This window comes from Pseudomonas sp. H1_G08 (assembly GCF_054681355.1).
Genome location: NZ_CP162822.1, coordinates 808,069 through 826,251 on the forward strand (window position 1 = coordinate 808,069; position 18,183 = coordinate 826,251).

The following is an 18,183-nucleotide window of genomic DNA, read 5'->3' on the forward strand; positions in this document are numbered from 1 at the left end:
ATTACGCGGGAGGCACTTTCATCAGCGAAACAGGGCGGAAAATGTTGGTCTGGTGACTGCAGCGATTCACTACTCTTAACGCAGACTTTTCGATGCGGGATTTGTCGGCACGCAATACCCAGCCATGGGCGGCCAGGTTGTAGCCCACGCGCGCGGTTTCGTCGTTGACGCAGATAACGTTCCAGACTTTGACTTCGTCGTTGGCCAATGCGGCAAGATATGGCGGGAGCGCTTTTGAGGCGTCGGGCTCTTCGAAAAAACGTGCATCAAGCCCATCCAGATAAATGCGATCAAAGACCAGATCGACCGTGTGCACAACTCCACCGGTTGTAATAACGCGGATTTGATCTATCAGATCTTCGCTTCCATAGACCGGCAGATAAAAAGTGGTGGTGCCGATGGAGAGCCGGTTTTCTTCCAGCCTTATTTCGACCTTGCCGAGCTGCGTTGCATCAAGTTCCCAAGTGGATGAATAGGGCAGGCGAACTTTGGCATCGGCAAGTGCGCCGGGAGTCGAGAGTTTGATGGTCATGTCCGGGAGTACGTGGATGAGATAACTCGAACCTTCTCCTTCGTAGTTGTCCATGTCGGTTTGCACGGCCAGTCGAATCGGCGTTGCGCAAACTCTTGTACGGCCCATCGGTTCAGCTGCTTTTTCAGCCAGATTGTGAAAGTAGCGCTGAGAGCGAACCTCGAGCGGCAGTGTCATCTGGGTCACCCAATCCCGCGATACCGTGAAATCCGTAAAGGCAGGTGCGATTTCGGTTTGCGCTGTAAGCTCGGCATCTGCAACAACGCCATCCTTGAAGATCAATACGTAACGGCTGAACGGACGAACAGCCATGGTGCGCAGGATCTTCGTAATATTGTCGTGATCGTCTTCGTTACGCGCAGCGGAGTAATAATTGAGCTTGATGCTTTTCGCGCCGAAGTGATAGACGAGATGGCAACCAACAGTCAGGTGATATGACTTGGGGTTGTCCGAGAAAAAATGCGCCTCCGCTTTTGTCAGCTCGTCGCTGCGGAAATCCAGATATATCCGGGTAATGACATCAGAACGTAAAACTGCGTAAAAAGTGGTTGTCTTGCCGGTTCTCGGGACGTAATAGGCAGCGGGTTTGCGGTGGCGGATCCAGCATTCCGCTGCATAAATAATGATCGGGTTTACCGGTTTTCCTCGTTTGAGGAAAATTTCGGTTATTTCTACGGTGTGGCCGTCCGGGATTGTGTCTGGCAGATCAAGTCTGAAATGGAAATCATCGCTGGATACGAAAACCAGGTTTTTGTTGCTCAACTTTCTAGTGTGTTCGGTGTTCGTATAAACGTCATGAATGGTCAACACGTTTTTGAGGTGGTCAGACGTTTCGAAACCTGAGCGGATGACCAGGTCGTTACCCTCGATATCAAAGGATTCAATCAACTCCTTGCGCCAGTTCATGACGATGTAGCTGGTCTGTTCACCATCATCGACAATGGAAAAACGGCCCGCCACATGCGCAATGTAATATTGATCGGTGCCGGCGCCTCCCGACGCTTTTGCTCTTTCGTGAGAGAGAAATATCTGGTCGTCACCAGCGCCAGCGTCAATGCTGTCACAGCCCCGGGATTTGATGATGTTGTTTTGCGCGGAGCCCGTTACCACGCTTGCCGCGCGATGGACTGTCTCAACGTTTTCGATGCTGTCCAGCAAACTGTGCAGGATAGATATCCGGTTATTGTCGGCATCGACATCGCTCGTGATGATCTGCAATGTTCCAGCCAGCAGATCTACGTCATAGCCAGTTCTGTTGGTATTTCGGGAGGAGTAGCTGCCGCCGAGTACCAGTGTGTCATTTCCTGCGCCGCCGCTCAGCGTCGAATGATCTGCGACATGGCGACCCCTTTCAAGGAAGTCCGCTGCGTTCTCAAACAGGAACTGGTCATTTTCTTCGCCGCCCGAAAGTTGTTTTTTTCCTGACTTGTAATGGAAGGTGTTGGGTTTTTTTTCTACCCCTTTGATCGAGTCGTTGCCCTCGCTGATGAACCAGAGAACGTTCTTGCCCTCTGCGGCGACCCCCAACTCCGCGCCGGGTGTATCTTTTGTAACCCCTGCGCGTGCATCAATGATGTCATCGGTGCCTACCACTTCAGGGACATTGACCGATTCCCACGCATCCTGTTTGGTCCACCAGTTTCGTTTCCAGACCCGCGTTGGTTTCAGACGCACATCGAACTTGCCGTTGACGATGGCTTCGGTGGTCTCTTTCAAGGGGCCATCGAGCAGCGTTCTGGCGGACTTTTTCAGTTGCAGAGAGTGCTGCAACAGCGTCTTTGCCTTGATATAGCGGTTTTGAACGCTTTGATCGACCTCCATCATGCAGAACGAAAACCAACCGCTACGCCACCGTTCATCGACAGTCAATTCAATGTAGTCATCTATATCGTCAACGATACGCACCGCACCGTAGACCTGTGAGCCGATGGCGAGGATCGCGCCGGCTGCAAGTCCGACAGGGCCGGCAAACGAGAACCCGGCCATAGCGGCGGACCCGAGGATGACAGTCATGGCTGCACTGGTAATGCTCAGGCCAGCGCTGACGTAATGATCCATCGCTTCTTTGCCGGTGGCATTCTGAGCGGCGTTCATCGACCTCACGGCGGTAAAGATGTCGAAGGGCAGCGTCAGCATGCCGCCGACCAACCCTCCCGATCGACCCAATCTGAGTGCAAAGCGGGTTTTGGCGAAGTCCCGATAAGCACTTTGCCCGGCTGTGAGCATCTGCGTGGCTATCTTGCTCACCGCGACATCGGCCGCGATGGAGCCCAGCTCCGATACAATGCCTGCGCTGTTTATCGCTATTTCAGCAGTGTTTTCGGCTTTGATCGCATCGACAACGCCGCGAATTCCCATGAAGATGCCGAAGCCCTGGATGCCCACGCTGGAGCCCAGCGTCGCGTAACTTTTGGTCAATGCGGCCCAGCGGGGATGATGTTTGGGGACGTGCACGTGTTGCAGATCAAGCGACTGTGCGGCACTCAGAAGTTTGACAAGTTTGTCGCGGTAATTGCCGGATACAGTATCTGCAGCACTCTCCCTCAAGAGCCGGGGAGCGGTGAGCGGGCGCTGGCTGGCCATTTCAAACAGGAGCGTGGGCAACAAGTAGCTATCGCTGCCCGTTGAAGTTTTCAGGTAGTGTTCAACTTTATTGGCGTCGAACTGCAGGCTATTGATAAAAGAGCGTTTGGGGCGGCGAAAGAAACTGTTCTCGCCATTCAACGGATGACCATCAATGGTCGCGCCTAATCCGTCGAGTGCGGTACGGGTAATTGAAATATCGCCAATTTCCAAGGGGCCGAACACTTCGTCCACCATTTGCAACTGACTCGATTTTTCGTTAGTTCGGCTCTGATCAATGGTTGAGGGCTTGTATTCGTTGGCTTCATAGCCCAGATCCATGATTATTACGGTATCGGAAACAGGTTGCAGGTCCGCATGTATTGAAGGGTCGGTTTGTGCTGTTGCTTCGCTTATCAGTGTGGCCATTAGAACTTCCTTGTTCCGGCAATTGTCGTTAAGGCGAAGAATATTACGTTGGCTTTTCCAGAGCTGTATATCGGGGGGTTGTTGCTATCTATTGCATATCAAAGATTGAATGTTGTTCGAGTTGAATTGATTCAAAACAACACATCATCCCGCCCGAGGTCCGTTCCGGCAGGATGATCAATAGTGGCGCTTTTCAGTGGCTGCCAAGCAACGACGCGGCGCCAGCACCACCAAATAGTCCGGCACTGACCCGATTGAACCAACTCTGGCCTTTGCCGCTGCGCAGATAACGTGCGGCGCCATGGGCGCCCAGGCCATAGGCCAGCTTGCAGCACAGATCGAGCACTACCCAGGTCGCGATCATGATCAGCAATTGCGGCAGAAAAGGTTGCTCAGCGCGGAGGAACTGCGGCAGAAACGCGGCGAAAAACAGGATGTCCTTCGGATTGCTCGCACCCAGTACAAAGGCGCGTCCGAACAATGTGCGAAAGCGCGGCACCGGTGCAGCCTCAGGTACTTCGGCGCCCGTCGATGGCTGCCGCGACTGCTGCCAGCTCTGCCAGGCGAGGTAGAACAGGTACAGCGCACCGACTATTTTCAGTGCGCTGAACAACTGCTCCGAAGCCATTAGCAATGCGCCGAGGCCAAGTGCCGACGCGCTGAGCAGGCAGATCGAGGCGATCACGCCACCCAGGAACGCGGGGTACGACCGGCGCAAACCGTAATTCAGACTGTTGCTGATCATCAGCAATGACAGCGGTCCCGGGATCAGGATCACCACCAGCGCAGCGCCACTGAACAGCAGCCAGGTTTCCAGACTCATCGTATTGCTCCTTTGTTGTTATCGGGATGTGCAAAAGCCCCACCGCTGAGGGTGAGGCTGGTTTGAAGCCTGAACCGCGCAGCGTTTACAGGAAGATGAACTTGGCGATGAAGATCGCGCAGAGCACCCACAGGCTGACGGAAATTTCCTTGTACTTGCCGGTGCCAGCCTTCAACGCGACGTAAGTGATGAAGCCCAGCGCGATGCCGTCGGCGACCGAAAAGGTCAGCGGCATCATGATCGCCGTGACGATCGCCGGAATGGCGTCGGTCGCTTCGTCCCATTCGATGTGGGCCATACCGCCCATCATCAACATCGCCACGTAGATCAGTGCACCTGCCGTGGCATAAGCGGGAATCATGCCAGCCAGCGGTGCGAAAAACATGGCCGCTATAAATAGCACACCCACGGTAACTGCGGTAAGACCAGTCCGACCACCAGCGGCCACGCCAGCGGCACTTTCCACGTAACTTGTCACAGGTGGAACCCCCACCACGGCGCCGAATACGCTGGATGCGCTGTCAGCCTTCATGGCTCGGGAAAGATTTTCGATGCGACCGTCAGCGGCGACAAGGTTGGCGCGCTGGGCCACGCCCATCAGCGTACCGGCGGTGTCGAACATGTGCACGAAGAGGAAGGCGAGCACCACGCTGATCATGCTGACGTTGAACACGCCGGCGACATTCATTGCCATCCAGGTCGGTGCCAGGCTCGGCGGCGCGGACATGATGCCCTCGTAGTGCACCAGACCCAGGCCCCAGCCGGCGAGCGTGACGGTGATGATGCTGATCAGGATCGCACCGAACACACGGTGGTAACTGAGGATCGCGATCATCAGGAAGCAGATCGCGGCGAGCAGCGGGCCAGGTTCACGCAGCGAACCCAGCTTGATCAGCGTCGCCGGGCTGTCGACGACGATACCGGCCGTCTTCAGACCGATCAGGCCCAGAAACAGACCGACACCGGCGCCCATCGCGAACCGCAGGCTGACCGGGATACTGTTGAGCAGCCACTCGCGGATCCGCGAAAAGGTCAGGAACATGAACAGCACGCCCGAGACGAACACCGCGCCGAGGGCGGTTTCCCAGTTGTAGCCCATGGTGCCGACCACGGTGTAGGTGAAGAAGGCGTTGAGGCCCATGCCCGGTGCAAGCCCTACCGGCCAATTGGCATAGAGCCCCATCAACAGGCAACCGAGCGCAGCGGCGATGCAGGTGGCGACGAAGGCCGCACCGTGGTCGATGCCGGCATCGGCCATGATGTTCGGGTTGACGAAAATGATGTAAGCCATGGTGATGAAGGTTGTCAGACCGGCAATCAGCTCGGTCTTCACCGTGGTGCCATGCAAGCTGAGTTTGAACAGACGCTCCAGCAGGCCATTGCGTAATGGCGGCGTGAGCTCGAGCGGCGGTGCTTCGGATTTGCGGCTTTCCACAGCGAGTACTCCTCAAGAGTTTTATTGTTATTTCCAGGGCCGGACCCATGAGGGGTGGCAGCGGCCCTTTGAGGCATACGCGAATTTGTTGACCGTATAGTCAGGAACTCGCACGCAGTGGATTATGCTTTTGTGTACAAATAAAGCAAATATTGTTTTTTGTTTTGTCGGCGATTTTTTTGCCGATAGGGATATATGGCTATCAGGATGGCTACGCGAGCAGGCTCGCTCCCAGAGGAGAATGCGTTCCAATGTGGGAGCGAGCCTGCTCGCGAAGAGGGCGGTCCTATCACTCGAGATGCGTCTGACTTCCCCCAAGCGCCAGATTCACCGCCAACCACCCATTCACCGCCGCTTCCCCAGCCTCGGCAAACACCCGCTCGAGCAATTTCACCTGCTCACGGCGCAGCGCTTGCTCGAACTTCGCGCCTTCCGCCGTCAACTCAAGCAGGCGCTTACGCTTGTCCGTCTGCGAAGCGACGCTGTCGACCAGGTGCATTTCCTGCAACTGGCGCAGAGGCATGTTTAGCGCCTGTTTGCTCACGCCCAGCAGGGCCAGCAACTCTTTCACGCTGAGGTTCGGATAGCGCGCGATGAAAAACACGATGCGTTGATGCACTCGCGAGAGGCCGCGGCGCTCGAGCATTTCATCCGCCTTGGCAGTGAACGCCTGATAGCCGAAGAAAAACGCTTCCATGGCCTGTTGCTGAGTGGAGGGGTTCTTAAGGTCAAGCATGTTGACGTACTCGCTCAAGCTGTCGTAATTTCAGTCAACAAGTTTGACTCATTTCCTGCATGCCTTGCTACGGTGACCTCCATGGCTTTTTCCGAACGTGTCTCGCGCCTTAAAAGTTCTTTGATCCGAGAAATCCTCGCCGCCGCCCAGCGTCCGGAGGTCATGTCGTTCGCCGGCGGCTTGCCCGCTGAGGCGATGTTGCCGAAGGTGGAGTGGGACGAGATGCCGCTGTCGCTGGGGCAGTACGGCATGAGCGAAGGCGAGCCGGCCTTGCGCGAGGCGCTGGCGGCACAGGCGAGGGCGCTGGGCCTCGAGTGCGATGCGAGTCAGGTGCTGGTGGTCAGTGGTTCCCAGCAAACTCTGGATCTGGCGGCAAAACTGTATATCGACAAGGGCACGGAGATTTTGCTGGAGGCGCCGACTTATCTGGCCGCGCTGCAAATCTTCCAGCTGTTTGGCGCCGACTGCCTGACCGTGCCGCAGGAAGCGGACGGCCCCAACCTCGCGCAATTGCGTAATCGTTTAGAACAGCATCGCCCGGCGTTTATCTACCTGATCCCGACGTTCCAGAATCCTTCCGCCGTGCGCTACAGCGAGGCCAAGCGCGCAGCGGTCGCGGCATTGCTCGATGAATTTGGCGTCACCCTGATCGAAGACGAGCCATACCGCGAACTGACTTTCGATGGTGGCAGTGCCAAACCTATTGCGGCGCGCCTGAAAAAAGCCAGCTGGATCTACACCGGCACCGTGTCGAAAACCTTGCTCCCGGGTTTGCGTGTCGGTTACTTGATCGCCAGTGCGGATCTGTTCCCGCACCTGCTCAAACTGAAGCAATCGGCGGATCTGCACACCAATCGCATCGGCCAGTGGCAGGCGCTGCAATGGATCGGCTCGCAGAAGTATCAACAGCATTTGAGCGAGTTGCGGGATTTCTATCGGCAGCGGCGCGATGCGTTTCAGTTGGCGCTGGAAGAGCATTTTGCCGATCTGGCTGAGTGGAACATGCCCCAGGGCGGGCTGTTCTTCTGGCTGACGCTGAAGCAACCGCTTGATACGCGCACTTTGCTTAACGAGGCGTTGGCCAATGATGTGGCGTTCATGCCGGGTGAGCCGTTCTTTCCCGAGCCGGACAAGCATCATGGGCATTTGCGCCTGAATTTCAGCCACATCGATCCGGCGCGGCTGGATGAGGGGTTGAAGCGGTTGGCGGCGGTGGTGCGGCGGGCGCAGATGGAAAGGGCGGCCTGATAAGCAATAAACCGGCTGGAGGGCCGGTTTATCATTGTCTGAGTTTTGTGATGATTTGACGGGCCTCATCGCTGGCAAGCCAGCTCCCACAATTCTTGTCTACAACCTGAGATCAATGTGGGAGCTGGCTTGCCAGCGATGGCGCCATCAGCCACAGCACATCAATGTCAGACCGCCGCAAACCGCTTATCCAGATAATCAATAATCACCTTGGATTCATACATCCAGGTGGTTTGTCCGTTCTCTTCGATACGCAGGCAAGGCACTTTGATTCGGCCACCCTGTTCCAGCAGGGTCTGGCGATCCTGCTCGTTGTTCTTCGCGTCTTTCAGCGCCACCGGCACATTCAGGCGATGCAGGGCGCGGCGGGTTTTCACGCAGAACGGGCAGGCGTGAAATTGATACAGCGTCAGGTCCTTCGCGGCAGCGTCGACTTGCGCCTGAGCAGCGGTGGGGCGTTTTTTCTTCCCCGGGCGGGTAATAAAGTCGATGAAGATAACCAGTTGGCCGAGGCCGACACGAAGCGCTTTGACGAACACGTTGAAAGCCTCACGGTGCAAATGAAGAAGGCGCGCAGCTTACCCGATTTTTCACGGGCGAAAAAAAACCGGCGATCAACGCCGGCTCTTTTCTGTTGCGAATTACTTGATGAGGCTGAGGAATTCGCTACGGGTTGCCGCGTTTTCACGGAATTCACCGAGCATCACCGAAGTGATCATCGACGAATTCTGCTTTTCGACGCCGCGCATCATCATGCACATGTGCTTGGCTTCGATCACCACGGCCACGCCCAGCGCGCCGGTGACTTGTTGCACCGCATCGGCGATCTGGCGGCTGAGGTTTTCCTGAATCTGCAGGCGACGGGCGTACATATCGACGATCCGCGCAACCTTCGACAGGCCCAGCACTTTGCCGCTCGGGATATAGGCGACATGCGCCTTGCCGATGAACGGCAGCAGGTGGTGTTCGCACAACGAATACAGCTCGATGTCCTTGACCAGCACCATTTCGCTGTTGTCGGAGCTGAACAGGGCACCATTGGTGACCTCTTCGAGCGTCTGTGCATAACCGCGGCAGAGGTACTGCATGGCTTTGGCGGCACGCTTTGGCGTGTCGAGCAGGCCCTCGCGGGAGACGTCCTCGCCCAGTTGGCCGAGAATCGCGGTGTAATTCTGTTCCAGGGACATGAAACTACCTGTGGGGATTTTCGCAAAGGGCAAGGGTACGGTGGCGGACACAACCCTGCAAGTTCGGTGTGATGGCTTTATTCGTCGCGACCTTCCATCATCGTCCGTTTCAGCATCACATAAACCGCGCCGGCGCCGCCGTGACGGGCCTGGCAGGAGCAAAAGCCGAGGACTTGGGCGTGCTGGCGCAGCCAGGTGTTGACATGGCTTTTGATCATTGGCCGCTTGCCATCGAGGCGCACAGCCTTGCCATGAGTCACGCGTACGCAGCGGATTTCGAACTTGGTCGCTTCGGCGAGAAAGGCCCAAAGCGTTTCCCGGGCCTTTTCCACGCTCATGCCGTGCAGGTCGAGGCTGCCTTCGAACGGGATCTGCCCGACCTTGAGCTTGCGCATCTGGCTTTCCTGCACGCCGTCGCGGGACCACATCAGTTCGTCTTCCGGGCCGACGTCGATCACGAACTGGTCGGACAAGCCGTCAATGATGGTGGTTTCGCTGCGCACGGTGGCGGACTGACGCAGCTTGGCAATCTGCGCGCGGTCAGCCTTGGGTTTGCCGGTGTCGGCGCGTTCGTGCTTGATCGGCTTGACGCCCTGGATCGCACTTTTGAACAGAGAAAAATCGTCGTCTTGCATGTCAGCCTCCGCGAAGGGCGGCCAGTTTACCCAAGTCGACAGAAAACGGCCCGGCAAAAAGCCAGGCCGTTGGGTCAGTCGTGTTTTTTCATCAGATGCGGGGCCATGTTCAGTTCCCGCGATTGCCGTGCGCGACGGCGGCAGCGGCGCCACAGGGCAACGCCGAAATACAGAAACAGCAAGCCGACGGCGAGCATGATTGCCGAGCCCAGCGGTGATGCGTTCAGGTCACCCAGCGCCGGCGGGCGGCCGAGCAGGCTGGCTGCCCCGGCCATCGCCAGCAGCACGCCGAACGTCGCCAGAATGGCCGAGATCGCCGCGCCAAATCGAAAACGCCAGTTGCTTTGGCCTTTGGGCCGCAAACGGCGTGCGTCAAATCCATCGGATAACTTCATTCCGACCTTCCTCAATGGTATCGGCCCTTCGACCGGGAGTTGACCGGGTTGTTCCTGAGGCTATGGCATTTGCGGCAAATCAGCGGATATAGCGGATGAGCGGCGCCAACGCACCGCTCGCAAGGGCAGGATCAGATCAGGTCCTGAGTCTTGGCCAGCGTGGCGAAGTTGTCGGCCATGATCGCCATTTCCGCTTCCTGCACGCGTTCGGCGCTGAGTACACCGCCCTTGAACGGCAGATCGCGTGTCGCGCAGGCGTCTTCGACCAGGGTGCAGCGGAAACCGAGATTCTTCGCCGCGCGCACGGTGGTGCTGACGCTGGAGTGACTCATGAAACCGCAAACGATCAGGTCCAGCGAGCCGAGGTTCTGCAGGCGCTCGAGCAGTTCGGTGCCATGGAACGCGCTCGGCAGCAGTTTGCCGATAATGGTTTCATCACCCTGTGGTTCCAGACCAGGGATGAACTCGCCACGTTCGCCCTGCGGGTCGAACAGGCCACCCACGGTGCCGAGATGACGCACGTGCACGATCGGCCGACCGGCGGCACGGGCTGCGGCAACCACTTGTTTGATGTTCGCGACGGCCGCGTCCATGCCGCTCAGGGCCAGCGGGCCACTGAGGTATTCCTTCTGGGCATCGATGATGACCACGGTGGCATGGCTCAGTGTGGCCGCTGCGTAACCGCGGCCGCTGAGTTGAAACATCGTTTTTGGAACGGACATTCTGGGGCTCCTCGGGGTGGGGCTTTTGCGACATTGTCCTCTGGCTGAGCGGTTCTGTGAATCGCTACCATCGTAGGCGCCGTCGTTCTTGGCCTGCAGCCTTGTCAAGTTACACGTTCCGTTCAATGCCTGATGCAAAAAAAGAAATCTCCTACCGTTGCCGCGCGGTTTTTCCTGCGTCGTCGTCGCGCGTTTTGGCTGCTAGAATCGCCAGTCGTTTTTTCTGGAGTTCTACGCCGTGATCACTTCCCGACTTCGTACCCTGCGCGACCACATCCGTTGGGCCGTCAGCCGCTTCCATGGGGAGGATCTGTTTTTCGGTCATGGCACCGACAACGCCTGGGACGAGGCGCGCCAGTTGGTACTGGGCGCTTTGCACCTGCCTTGGGAAATCGCCGACAGCTATCTTGATTGCGCGCTGGAAGATGACGAACTGGTCAATCTGCAGCGCTTGCTCAAGCGCCGCATCGAGGATCGCGTTCCGACCGCCTATCTGCTCGGTGAAGCTTGGTTCTGCGGCATGTCGTTCATCGTCGACCCGCGCGTGTTGATCCCGCGTTCGCCGATTGGTGAACTGATCGAAAACCGCTTTGCGCCGTGGATCGGCAACGAACCGGCGCGGATTCTCGACCTGTGCACTGGCTCCGGCTGCATCGGCATTGCTTGCGCTTACGAATTCCAGAATGCCGAGGTAGTGCTCGCGGACCTGTCGTTCGAGGCGCTGGAAGTGGCCAATCAGAACATCGAGCGCCATGGCGTCGATGAGCGCGTCTATACCGTGCAGGGTGATGGTTTCGACGGCTTACCGGGTCAGCGTTTCGACCTGATCGTGTCGAACCCGCCCTACGTCGACGCGGAAGATTTCGCCGACATGCCAGACGAGTATCAGCACGAGCCTGAACTCGGTCTGGCCTGCGGTGATGATGGTCTGAATCTGGTCCGGCGCATGCTCGCCGAAGCGGCGGATCACCTGACCGCGAAGGGTTTGCTGATTGTCGAGGTGGGCAACAGCCAGGTGCACGTCGAGGCGTTGTACCCGGAAGTCGATTTCGCCTGGCTGGAGTTCCAGCGTGGTGGGCATGGTGTGTTCATGCTGACAGCGGAGCAGTGCCGCGCGCATCAGGCCCTGTTCGCGTCCCGCGTCTAAGGTTGTGACAGATCGTTCCCACGCTCCGCGTGGGAATGCATCAATGGACGCTCTGCGTCCGCTTTTGGGACGCGGAGCGTCCCGGGCTGCATTCCCACGCAGAGCATGGGAACGATCAGTACGCGCTCAAGCCCTCAGCGGTGCGTAGCAATCCAGATCAACAACCCCGCCTGAAACACCGCAAATGCCACCAGACACGTAATGGTGAAACGCAGCCCGGCATCTTCGCGCTTGAACTTGCTGACTTTTTCTTCCTGCTTCTTCAGTTTCACTTCCTGCTCGGCCAGGTTCTGTTCGGCCTGCTGGAGCATCTGCGCGGCTTCAAGAATTTCGACGATCTGCAGCTTTTCGCTGTTCCAGTCACCGAGCAGATCACCGACCTGCACGGCCTTGATGCTGCCTTTCAAATGCTGGGCGTCGGCGTAAGCCACATCGAAACCGTGCACGCGCAGGAAATGGTCGCGACGCAAGCGAGTGTCTTCGTTGAGCGCGTCCTTGTTGTTCAGGTCCATGCCGTCGACGGTGTAGCCGGGCCAGCGCTTTTTCGCCCAATTGATGCCTTGCGCAGCCATGAAGCGGCCGATACCGCGATTCAGCGGTTCAATCTGCAAGCCGCTATCGGGACCGAAGCTCACCCGTTTGCTCGCGTGGTCGACCCACACATCAAGATGATTCTGCTCTTTGCGCACGCGCTGGTTGGGCAGCTTGATCGCCATGCGCATCAGGCTGCGCTCTTTGCTGTTGCGCTCGGCGTAACCGAATTCGACAAAGCGCAACGGCCGGCCGCCGGTATTGCGGTCGGTCTGCAGCGGCGCCAGGCGGAGCATCTTGTGGTGCTCGGCCTGAACGTCCGCCCACGGCAGTTCGACCGCTGGCGGTGCGTCTTTTTCAGCGCTGGTGTCGGGTGAAGTCTGGGTTTCAGTCATAACGGCGAGATCCTGTCCAAGCCCTGCTTGCCGCCAGACGTTGCGCTGGCGACAAAGGCTTATCGGCCGTTTTCTGTGAGGCTGGAGGGTAAAACGCAGTTAACTTGCACGAATTCCGTCAATAAATTCGATGACGGCGGCGCCCAGTTCGGCGGCCAGGGGCAAATTCGGGTCCTTGTAGGAGGCCAATTGCCGCTTCATATCGTTGTGGACGATGCGCAGCACGTGATTCATACCGTCGATCACTGTCAGTTGCGCGTCCGGTTTCGCCGCCTTGAGCAGCTTCGCGTCCTCGGTGCCGACCTGAATGTCGTTGCTGCCCTGGACAATCAGCGCCGGCATTTTCAACTGGGCAAAGGCCTGCGCCGGGTCCTGACGGAACAGCGAAATCAGGTACGGCTGCACGCTCGGGCGAAAGATCACCTGCAACGGCTGCGGCACGTTGTCATCGGTATGGCCGGCCTTGAGGCTGTCGAGCAGTTCGTTGCTGCGCAGCATCAGTGGTGGCGGCAGGCTGCGCGCCAACTGTTCGCGGATGACCTGGTCGACCGGGCGCGCGCTGCCGGACAGCGAGATCACCGCCGCTGCGTCCAGCTTCGGCGCGGCGAGGCTGGCAATCAGCGCGCCTTCGCTGTGGCCGAGCAGAATCAGTTTGCCGAAACGCGGATCGGCCTTGAGCTTCTGCCCCCACGCCACGGCGTCCGCCGCATAGCCTTCTACAGACAAATCACGTTCATCGGGAGCGGCCGCCAGGCTTGCCGCAACGCCACGCTTGTCGTAGCGCACGCTGGCGATGTTGTGTTTGGCCAGCACCCAGGCCAAGCGCTTGAGGCTGTCGTTACGCCCGCCGTCGGGGTTGTTTCCATCGCGATCTGTAGGACCTGAGCCAGAAATCATCAGAACAATCGGCACCGGGCTGTCGGACTTGGGCAGTAACAGCGAACCGAAAAGTTCGCCGCTGCCGGTGTCCAGAGTGACCGGGCGCTGTAGGACTGTCGCTTGGGCAAAGCCGGTAAAGAGGGTAAGACTCAAGATCAGAACTCGCAGCATCATCACGCCATCATTGGTCAAGGTGCCGGTTGGACTCGCCAGCACCACTAAGGTTCGAGGATGAACTACTCGGTTAGCCTGCGTATACTGGCGCGCATCAAGAATTCGGGTTTGATTTCACGGAGCGTCCTGCATGTCCGGCAATACCTACGGCAAGTTGTTCACTGTCACCACCGCTGGCGAAAGCCATGGTCCGGCGTTGGTCGCCATTGTCGACGGCTGCCCGCCGGGCCTGGAGATTTCCCTGGAAGATCTGCAGCGCGACCTCGATCGCCGCAAGCCTGGCACCAGCCGCCACACCACCCAGCGCCAGGAAGCCGATGAAGTCGAAATCCTCTCCGGCGTGTTCGAGGGTCGCACCACCGGTTGCTCGATCGGCCTGCTGATTCGCAATACCGACCAGAAGTCCAAGGACTACTCGGCGATCAAGGACCTGTTCCGCCCGGCTCACGCCGACTACACCTATCACCATAAATACGGCGAACGCGATTATCGCGGCGGTGGCCGCAGTTCCGCGCGGGAAACCGCCATGCGCGTGGCGGCCGGTGCGATCGCCAAGAAGTATCTGGCCAGTCAGGGCATCGTCATTCGCGGTTACATGAGCCAGCTCGGCCCGATCGAAATTCCGTTCAAGACCTGGGATTCGGTCGAAGAAAACGCCTTTTTCAGTCCTGACCCGGACAAGGTCCCGGAGCTGGAAGCGTACATGGACCAGTTGCGCCGCGATCAGGACTCGGTCGGGGCGAAGATCACCGTGGTCGCCGAAGGGGTCATGCCGGGCCTTGGCGAGCCGATCTTTGATCGCCTCGACGCCGAACTGGCCCACGCGCTGATGAGCATCAACGCGGTCAAAGGCGTGGAGATCGGCGCCGGGTTCGCCTGTGTCGCCCAACGTGGTACCGAACACCGCGATGAACTGACGCCGGAGGGTTTCCTCAGCAACAACGCCGGCGGCATCCTCGGTGGCATCTCGTCCGGCCAGCCAATCGTTGCGCATCTGGCATTGAAACCGACCTCGAGCATCACCACCCCGGGGCGTTCGATCGACGTAAATGGCCACCCGGTCGACGTGATCACCAAGGGTCGTCACGACCCCTGCGTCGGCATCCGCGCGACGCCGATCGCCGAAGCGATGATGGCCATCGTGCTGATGGATCATCTGCTGCGCCACCGTGGGCAGAACGCCGATGTGCGCGTGAGCACGCCGGTGCTGGGCCAGCTCTGATGGCTGCGCTCAAAGCCGTCGCGGCATAACCGGCGTGGCGGCGCTTCCTTACTGGCGGCTGTCCAGTTTCTATCTGTTCTATTTCGCCTTGCTCGGATCGACAGCGCCGTTTCTGGCGCTGTACTTCGATCACCTCGGCTTCAGCGCCGCACGCATCGGCGAGCTGGTGGCGATTCCGATGCTGATGCGCTGCGTGGCGCCGAACATCTGGGGCTGGCTCGGCGATTACACCGGCAGGCGTCTGGCCATCGTGCGTTTTGGCGCGGTCTGTACGTTGCTGACCTTTTCGCTGATCTTCGTCAGTCAGACCTACGCCTGGCTGGCGATGGTCATGGCCCTGCATGCATTCTTCTGGCACGCGGTGCTGCCGCAGTTCGAAGTCATCACCCTCGCGCATCTGCAGGGGCAGACCTCGCGTTACAGCCAGATTCGCCTGTGGGGCTCGATCGGCTTCATCATCACTGTGGTGGTGCTGGGACGGCTGTTCGAATGGCTGAGTCTGGACATCTACCCAGCGGCGTTGGTGCTGATCATGGCCGGTATCGTTCTCAGCAGCCTGTGGGTGCCGAATGCGCAGCCCGCGCAAGGCAATCGGCCGACGGGTGAGGGCTTCCTCAAGCAATTGCGTCATCCCGGCGTGCTGGCGTTTTATGCTTGCGTCGCGCTGATGCAGGTCAGCCACGGGCCGTACTACACCTTTCTGACTTTGCACCTTGAACGCCTCGGTTACAGCCGTGGCGTCATCGGTATGCTCTGGGCCGTGGGTGTGGTGGCGGAAGTGCTGATGTTCATGGCCATGAGTCGCATTCTGGCGCGCTTTTCCCTGCGCCGGGTGCTGCTGGCGAGCTTCCTGCTGGCGGCGTTGCGTTGGGTGCTGCTCGGTTCGTTTGCGGAGTTTCTCTGGGTGTTGTTGTTCGCCCAGGTGTTGCATGCAGCGACATTCGGCAGCTTTCATGCGGCTGCCATCGCTTTCGTGCAACGTAGTTTCGGCGCCCGCCAGCAAGGCCAGGGCCAGGCGCTGTATGCGGCACTGGCCGGCACCGGCGGGGCGCTCGGCGCGCTGTATTCCGGCTACAGCTGGAATGCCCTCGGCGCAACATTGACCTTTAGTATTGCCAGTCTCGCAGCGCTTGCCGCTGCCGTTATCATTGCCACATGTATGCAAGAGGACAGGCCATGAGCCTTAGCCGTGAACAGCTCGCCCAGCAGATCGTTGACGCCGGGCGTTTTCTATATGGCCGTGGCTGGTCGCCAGCTACCAGCAGCAACTATTCGACACGCCTGTCGCCGAGCGAAGCGCTGTTGACCGTATCGGGCAAGCACAAGGGCCAGTTGGGTGTGGATGACGTGCTCGCTACCGATCTGTCCGGCAACAGCCTGGAGCCGGGCAAGAAACCCTCCGCCGAAACCTTGTTGCACACCCAGCTCTACCGCTGGCGCGCGGAAATCGGCGCGGTGTTGCACACCCACTCGGTGAACGCCACGGTGCTGTCGCGGCTGACCCCGGAAGATTTCATCGAGTTCGAAGACTACGAACTGCAAAAAGCCTTCAGCGGCATTTCCACCCATGAATCACGGGTGCGTGTGCCGATTTTTGACAACGATCAGGACATTGCACGCCTCGCCGCCAAGGTGCAGCCTTGGCTCGACGCCCATCCTGATTGCGTCGGTTATCTGATTCGCGGTCATGGCCTCTACACCTGGGGCGCGCAGATGAGCGACGCGCTGCGGCAGATCGAGGCTTTTGAATTCCTGTTTGAATGCGAGTTGAAAACCCGCAGCGTCATGAACCGCCAAGGCTGAGTTCATCTGAAACAGCCCGTTTGCCTGATGCCATGCGGCGCCCGACCGGTCTTCAAGAGCCGGACGGCGCCGCCGCTACCGAGGAATTGCCCATGAGCAGCCTGTCCGTTTATCACGTTTCCAGCCCTGAGATTCCCAACAAGGTGCTGACCCATTTCGAAGACATCGCCTCGACGCTGGCCGAGCAGGGCGTGCGTTTCGACCGCTGGCAAGCTGCCGCGAAAATTCAGCCCGGCGCCAGTCAGGAAGAAGTCATCAGCGCTTATAAAGAGCAGATCGACAGGCTGATGACCGAGCGCGGTTACATCACGGTCGATGTGATCAGCCTCAACAGTGATCATCCGCAAAAAGCCGAGCTGCGCGCCAAGTTCCTCGAAGAGCACCGCCATGGCGAAGACGAAGTGCGATTTTTCGTCGCCGGTCGTGGCTTGTTTACCCTGCATATCGACGATTACGTCTACGCCGTGCTCTGTGAAAAGAACGACCTGATCTCGGTTCCGGCCGGCACCAAGCACTGGTTCGACATGGGCGAACATCCGCATTTCGTAGCGATTCGTCTGTTCAACAACCCGGAAGGTTGGGTTGCCAATTTCACCGGCGAAGACATCGCCGGTCGTTTCCCGCGTCTGGAGGACTGAAACCGTGTCGATCAAAGCCATCCTCACCGACATCGAAGGCACCACCAGCGCGGTGAGTTTCGTCTTCGACGTACTGTTTCCCTACGCCGCCGAACACTTGCCCGACTTTGTGCGCCAGACCGCATCGCGTGCCGATGTCGCCGAACAGCTTGACGCCGTGCGCCGAGACAGCAATGAGCCGCAGGCCGATGTTGAACGGGTTGTTGAAATCCTCTTGAGCTGGATCGCTGAAGACCGCAAAGCCACGCCGCTCAAGGCGTTGCAAGGCATGGTCTGGGCGCAGGGCTATCAGGCCGGGCAGTTGAAGGGGCATGTCTATCCTGATGCCGTTGAAGCGCTGCAACGTTGGCATGCGGCCGGTTATCAAGTGTTTGTTTACTCGTCCGGCTCGATCCAGGCGCAGAAGCTGATCTTCGGTTGCTCCGAGGCGGGGGATCTGACACCGCTGTTCAGCGGCTATTTCGACACCACATCAGGGCCGAAGCGTGAGGCGCAGTCCTACCGCAACATTCAGCAGGCGGTGGGTGTTGAAGCCGATGAAATCCTGTTCCTGTCGGATATCGTCGAAGAGCTCGACGCTGCCCAGTCAGCCGGCATGAAAACCTGTGGCCTGGCGCGTGAAGGCGGGGAATTGGCAGGACACGTGACGGTGGACAGCTTTACCGGGATCGAACCGGAAGCGTTCTGACC

General features: G+C 58.6%; 18 protein-coding genes. 7 read left to right on the plus strand and 11 right to left on the minus strand.

Features of this window, described 5'->3' with window-relative positions; translation table 11 throughout:
- Position 1 precedes the first annotated feature (1 nt).
- From AB4N85_RS03745 to AB4N85_RS03760, 4 genes are all read right to left on the minus strand, one after another.
- Entirely contained in the window at positions 2 to 3,523 is a 3,522-nt protein-coding gene (locus AB4N85_RS03745; RefSeq protein WP_460067042.1) for a calcium-binding protein, read from the minus strand.
- Between the two features lie 193 nt (positions 3,524 to 3,716).
- Positions 3,717 to 4,346 carry a LysE family translocator gene (locus AB4N85_RS03750; protein WP_041479336.1) on the minus strand — a complete coding sequence of 210 codons (630 nt, stop codon included), beginning with the start codon at positions 4,344 to 4,346 and terminating at the stop codon, positions 3,717 to 3,719.
- 85 nt (positions 4,347 to 4,431) lie between these two features.
- On the minus strand, positions 4,432 to 5,781 hold the full coding sequence (locus AB4N85_RS03755; RefSeq protein ID WP_024012217.1) for an NCS2 family permease: 1,350 nt from the start codon (positions 5,779 to 5,781) through the stop codon (positions 4,432 to 4,434).
- Between the two features lie 289 nt (positions 5,782 to 6,070).
- Positions 6,071 to 6,517 (minus strand): MarR family winged helix-turn-helix transcriptional regulator, encoded by a 447-nt coding sequence (locus AB4N85_RS03760; RefSeq protein WP_076567817.1) that lies wholly within the window; start codon positions 6,515 to 6,517, stop codon positions 6,071 to 6,073.
- Positions 6,518 to 6,598: 81 nt separating this feature from the next.
- Here AB4N85_RS03760 and AB4N85_RS03765 point away from each other — a divergent pair, with 81 nt between their 5' ends.
- Positions 6,599 to 7,765, plus strand: a complete 1,167-nt coding sequence (locus AB4N85_RS03765; RefSeq protein WP_252869058.1) for an aminotransferase-like domain-containing protein — start codon at positions 6,599 to 6,601, stop codon at positions 7,763 to 7,765.
- Positions 7,766 to 7,932: 167 nt separating this feature from the next.
- On the opposite strand, the gene AB4N85_RS03770 is transcribed toward AB4N85_RS03765, so the two are convergent.
- From AB4N85_RS03770 to AB4N85_RS03790, 5 genes are all read right to left on the minus strand, one after another.
- On the minus strand, positions 7,933 to 8,304 hold the full coding sequence (locus AB4N85_RS03770) for a glutathione S-transferase N-terminal domain-containing protein (RefSeq protein ID WP_095180792.1): 372 nt from the start codon (positions 8,302 to 8,304) through the stop codon (positions 7,933 to 7,935).
- Positions 8,305 to 8,406: 102 nt separating this feature from the next.
- Entirely contained in the window at positions 8,407 to 8,952 is a 546-nt protein-coding gene (gene folE, locus AB4N85_RS03775) for a GTP cyclohydrolase I FolE (RefSeq protein ID WP_011062625.1), read from the minus strand.
- Positions 8,953 to 9,029: 77 nt separating this feature from the next.
- The gene (locus AB4N85_RS03780) at positions 9,030 to 9,587 is read right to left on the minus strand and encodes a Smr/MutS family protein (protein WP_236169480.1); all 558 of its coding nucleotides are present in this window, start codon (positions 9,585 to 9,587) and stop codon (positions 9,030 to 9,032) included.
- A gap of 74 nt (positions 9,588 to 9,661) precedes the next feature.
- The gene (locus AB4N85_RS03785) at positions 9,662 to 9,982 is read right to left on the minus strand and encodes a hypothetical protein (RefSeq protein WP_041479344.1); all 321 of its coding nucleotides are present in this window, start codon (positions 9,980 to 9,982) and stop codon (positions 9,662 to 9,664) included.
- Positions 9,983 to 10,113: 131 nt separating this feature from the next.
- On the minus strand, positions 10,114 to 10,704 hold the full coding sequence (locus AB4N85_RS03790) for a cysteine hydrolase family protein (protein WP_016773772.1): 591 nt from the start codon (positions 10,702 to 10,704) through the stop codon (positions 10,114 to 10,116).
- A gap of 238 nt (positions 10,705 to 10,942) precedes the next feature.
- Between AB4N85_RS03790 and prmB the strand changes: the two genes are divergently transcribed.
- Entirely contained in the window at positions 10,943 to 11,851 is a 909-nt protein-coding gene (gene prmB / locus AB4N85_RS03795; RefSeq protein ID WP_236169481.1) for a 50S ribosomal protein L3 N(5)-glutamine methyltransferase, read from the plus strand.
- 134 nt (positions 11,852 to 11,985) lie between these two features.
- On the opposite strand, the gene AB4N85_RS03800 is transcribed toward prmB, so the two are convergent.
- Positions 11,986 to 12,777, minus strand: a complete 792-nt coding sequence (locus AB4N85_RS03800) for a hypothetical protein (protein ID WP_125918579.1) — start codon at positions 12,775 to 12,777, stop codon at positions 11,986 to 11,988.
- Positions 12,778 to 12,876: 99 nt separating this feature from the next.
- The gene (locus tag AB4N85_RS03805; RefSeq protein ID WP_041479390.1) at positions 12,877 to 13,830 is read right to left on the minus strand and encodes an alpha/beta hydrolase; all 954 of its coding nucleotides are present in this window, start codon (positions 13,828 to 13,830) and stop codon (positions 12,877 to 12,879) included.
- 130 nt (positions 13,831 to 13,960) lie between these two features.
- Here AB4N85_RS03805 and aroC point away from each other — a divergent pair, with 130 nt between their 5' ends.
- The 5 genes from aroC (at position 13,961) to mtnC (ending at position 18,181) form a co-directional block, all read left to right on the plus strand.
- Positions 13,961 to 15,052: a chorismate synthase gene (gene aroC, locus AB4N85_RS03810; RefSeq protein ID WP_252869060.1), complete on the plus strand. Its 1,092-nt coding sequence runs from the start codon at positions 13,961 to 13,963 to the stop codon at positions 15,050 to 15,052.
- A 34-nt stretch (positions 15,053 to 15,086) separates the two neighbouring features.
- Positions 15,087 to 16,232 carry an MFS transporter gene (locus AB4N85_RS03815; protein WP_024012224.1) on the plus strand — a complete coding sequence of 382 codons (1,146 nt, stop codon included), beginning with the start codon at positions 15,087 to 15,089 and terminating at the stop codon, positions 16,230 to 16,232.
- A complete protein-coding gene (locus AB4N85_RS03820) occupies positions 16,229 to 16,855 on the plus strand; it encodes a methylthioribulose 1-phosphate dehydratase (protein WP_095180814.1) in 627 nt (208 codons plus the stop codon). The genes AB4N85_RS03815 and AB4N85_RS03820 overlap by 4 nt, the downstream gene beginning before the upstream one ends.
- 92 nt (positions 16,856 to 16,947) lie before the next feature.
- Positions 16,948 to 17,493, plus strand: a complete 546-nt coding sequence (locus AB4N85_RS03825; protein WP_252869061.1) for a 1,2-dihydroxy-3-keto-5-methylthiopentene dioxygenase — start codon at positions 16,948 to 16,950, stop codon at positions 17,491 to 17,493.
- A 4-nt stretch (positions 17,494 to 17,497) separates the two neighbouring features.
- The gene (mtnC, locus tag AB4N85_RS03830; RefSeq protein WP_252869062.1) at positions 17,498 to 18,181 is read left to right on the plus strand and encodes an acireductone synthase; all 684 of its coding nucleotides are present in this window, start codon (positions 17,498 to 17,500) and stop codon (positions 18,179 to 18,181) included.
- The last annotated feature ends 2 nt before the right edge of the window (positions 18,182 to 18,183 follow it).

What these genes read in the sequence shown, in the direction of transcription:
- AB4N85_RS03800 (WP_125918579.1), bottom strand. Translation starts at nt 12,777, where the DNA reads ATGACTGAAACCCAGACTTCACCCGACACCAGCGCTGAAAAAGACGCA.
- AB4N85_RS03805 (WP_041479390.1), bottom strand. Translation starts at nt 13,830, where the DNA reads ATGATGCTGCGAGTTCTGATCTTGAGTCTTACCCTCTTTACCGGCTTT.
- AB4N85_RS03820 (WP_095180814.1), top strand. Translation starts at nt 16,229, where the DNA reads ATGAGCCTTAGCCGTGAACAGCTCGCCCAGCAGATCGTTGACGCCGGG.
- AB4N85_RS03750 (WP_041479336.1), bottom strand. Translation starts at nt 4,346, where the DNA reads ATGAGTCTGGAAACCTGGCTGCTGTTCAGTGGCGCTGCGCTGGTGGTG.
- AB4N85_RS03780 (WP_236169480.1), bottom strand. Translation starts at nt 9,587, where the DNA reads ATGCAAGACGACGATTTTTCTCTGTTCAAAAGTGCGATCCAGGGCGTC.
- folE (WP_011062625.1), bottom strand. Translation starts at nt 8,952, where the DNA reads ATGTCCCTGGAACAGAATTACACCGCGATTCTCGGCCAACTGGGCGAG.
- AB4N85_RS03760 (WP_076567817.1), bottom strand. Translation starts at nt 6,517, where the DNA reads ATGCTTGACCTTAAGAACCCCTCCACTCAGCAACAGGCCATGGAAGCG.
- AB4N85_RS03785 (WP_041479344.1), bottom strand. Translation starts at nt 9,982, where the DNA reads ATGAAGTTATCCGATGGATTTGACGCACGCCGTTTGCGGCCCAAAGGC.
- AB4N85_RS03790 (WP_016773772.1), bottom strand. Translation starts at nt 10,704, where the DNA reads ATGTCCGTTCCAAAAACGATGTTTCAACTCAGCGGCCGCGGTTACGCA.
- aroC (WP_252869060.1), top strand. Translation starts at nt 13,961, where the DNA reads ATGTCCGGCAATACCTACGGCAAGTTGTTCACTGTCACCACCGCTGGC.
- AB4N85_RS03825 (WP_252869061.1), top strand. Translation starts at nt 16,948, where the DNA reads ATGAGCAGCCTGTCCGTTTATCACGTTTCCAGCCCTGAGATTCCCAAC.
- AB4N85_RS03745 (WP_460067042.1), bottom strand. Translation starts at nt 3,523, where the DNA reads ATGGCCACACTGATAAGCGAAGCAACAGCACAAACCGACCCTTCAATA.
- AB4N85_RS03765 (WP_252869058.1), top strand. Translation starts at nt 6,599, where the DNA reads ATGGCTTTTTCCGAACGTGTCTCGCGCCTTAAAAGTTCTTTGATCCGA.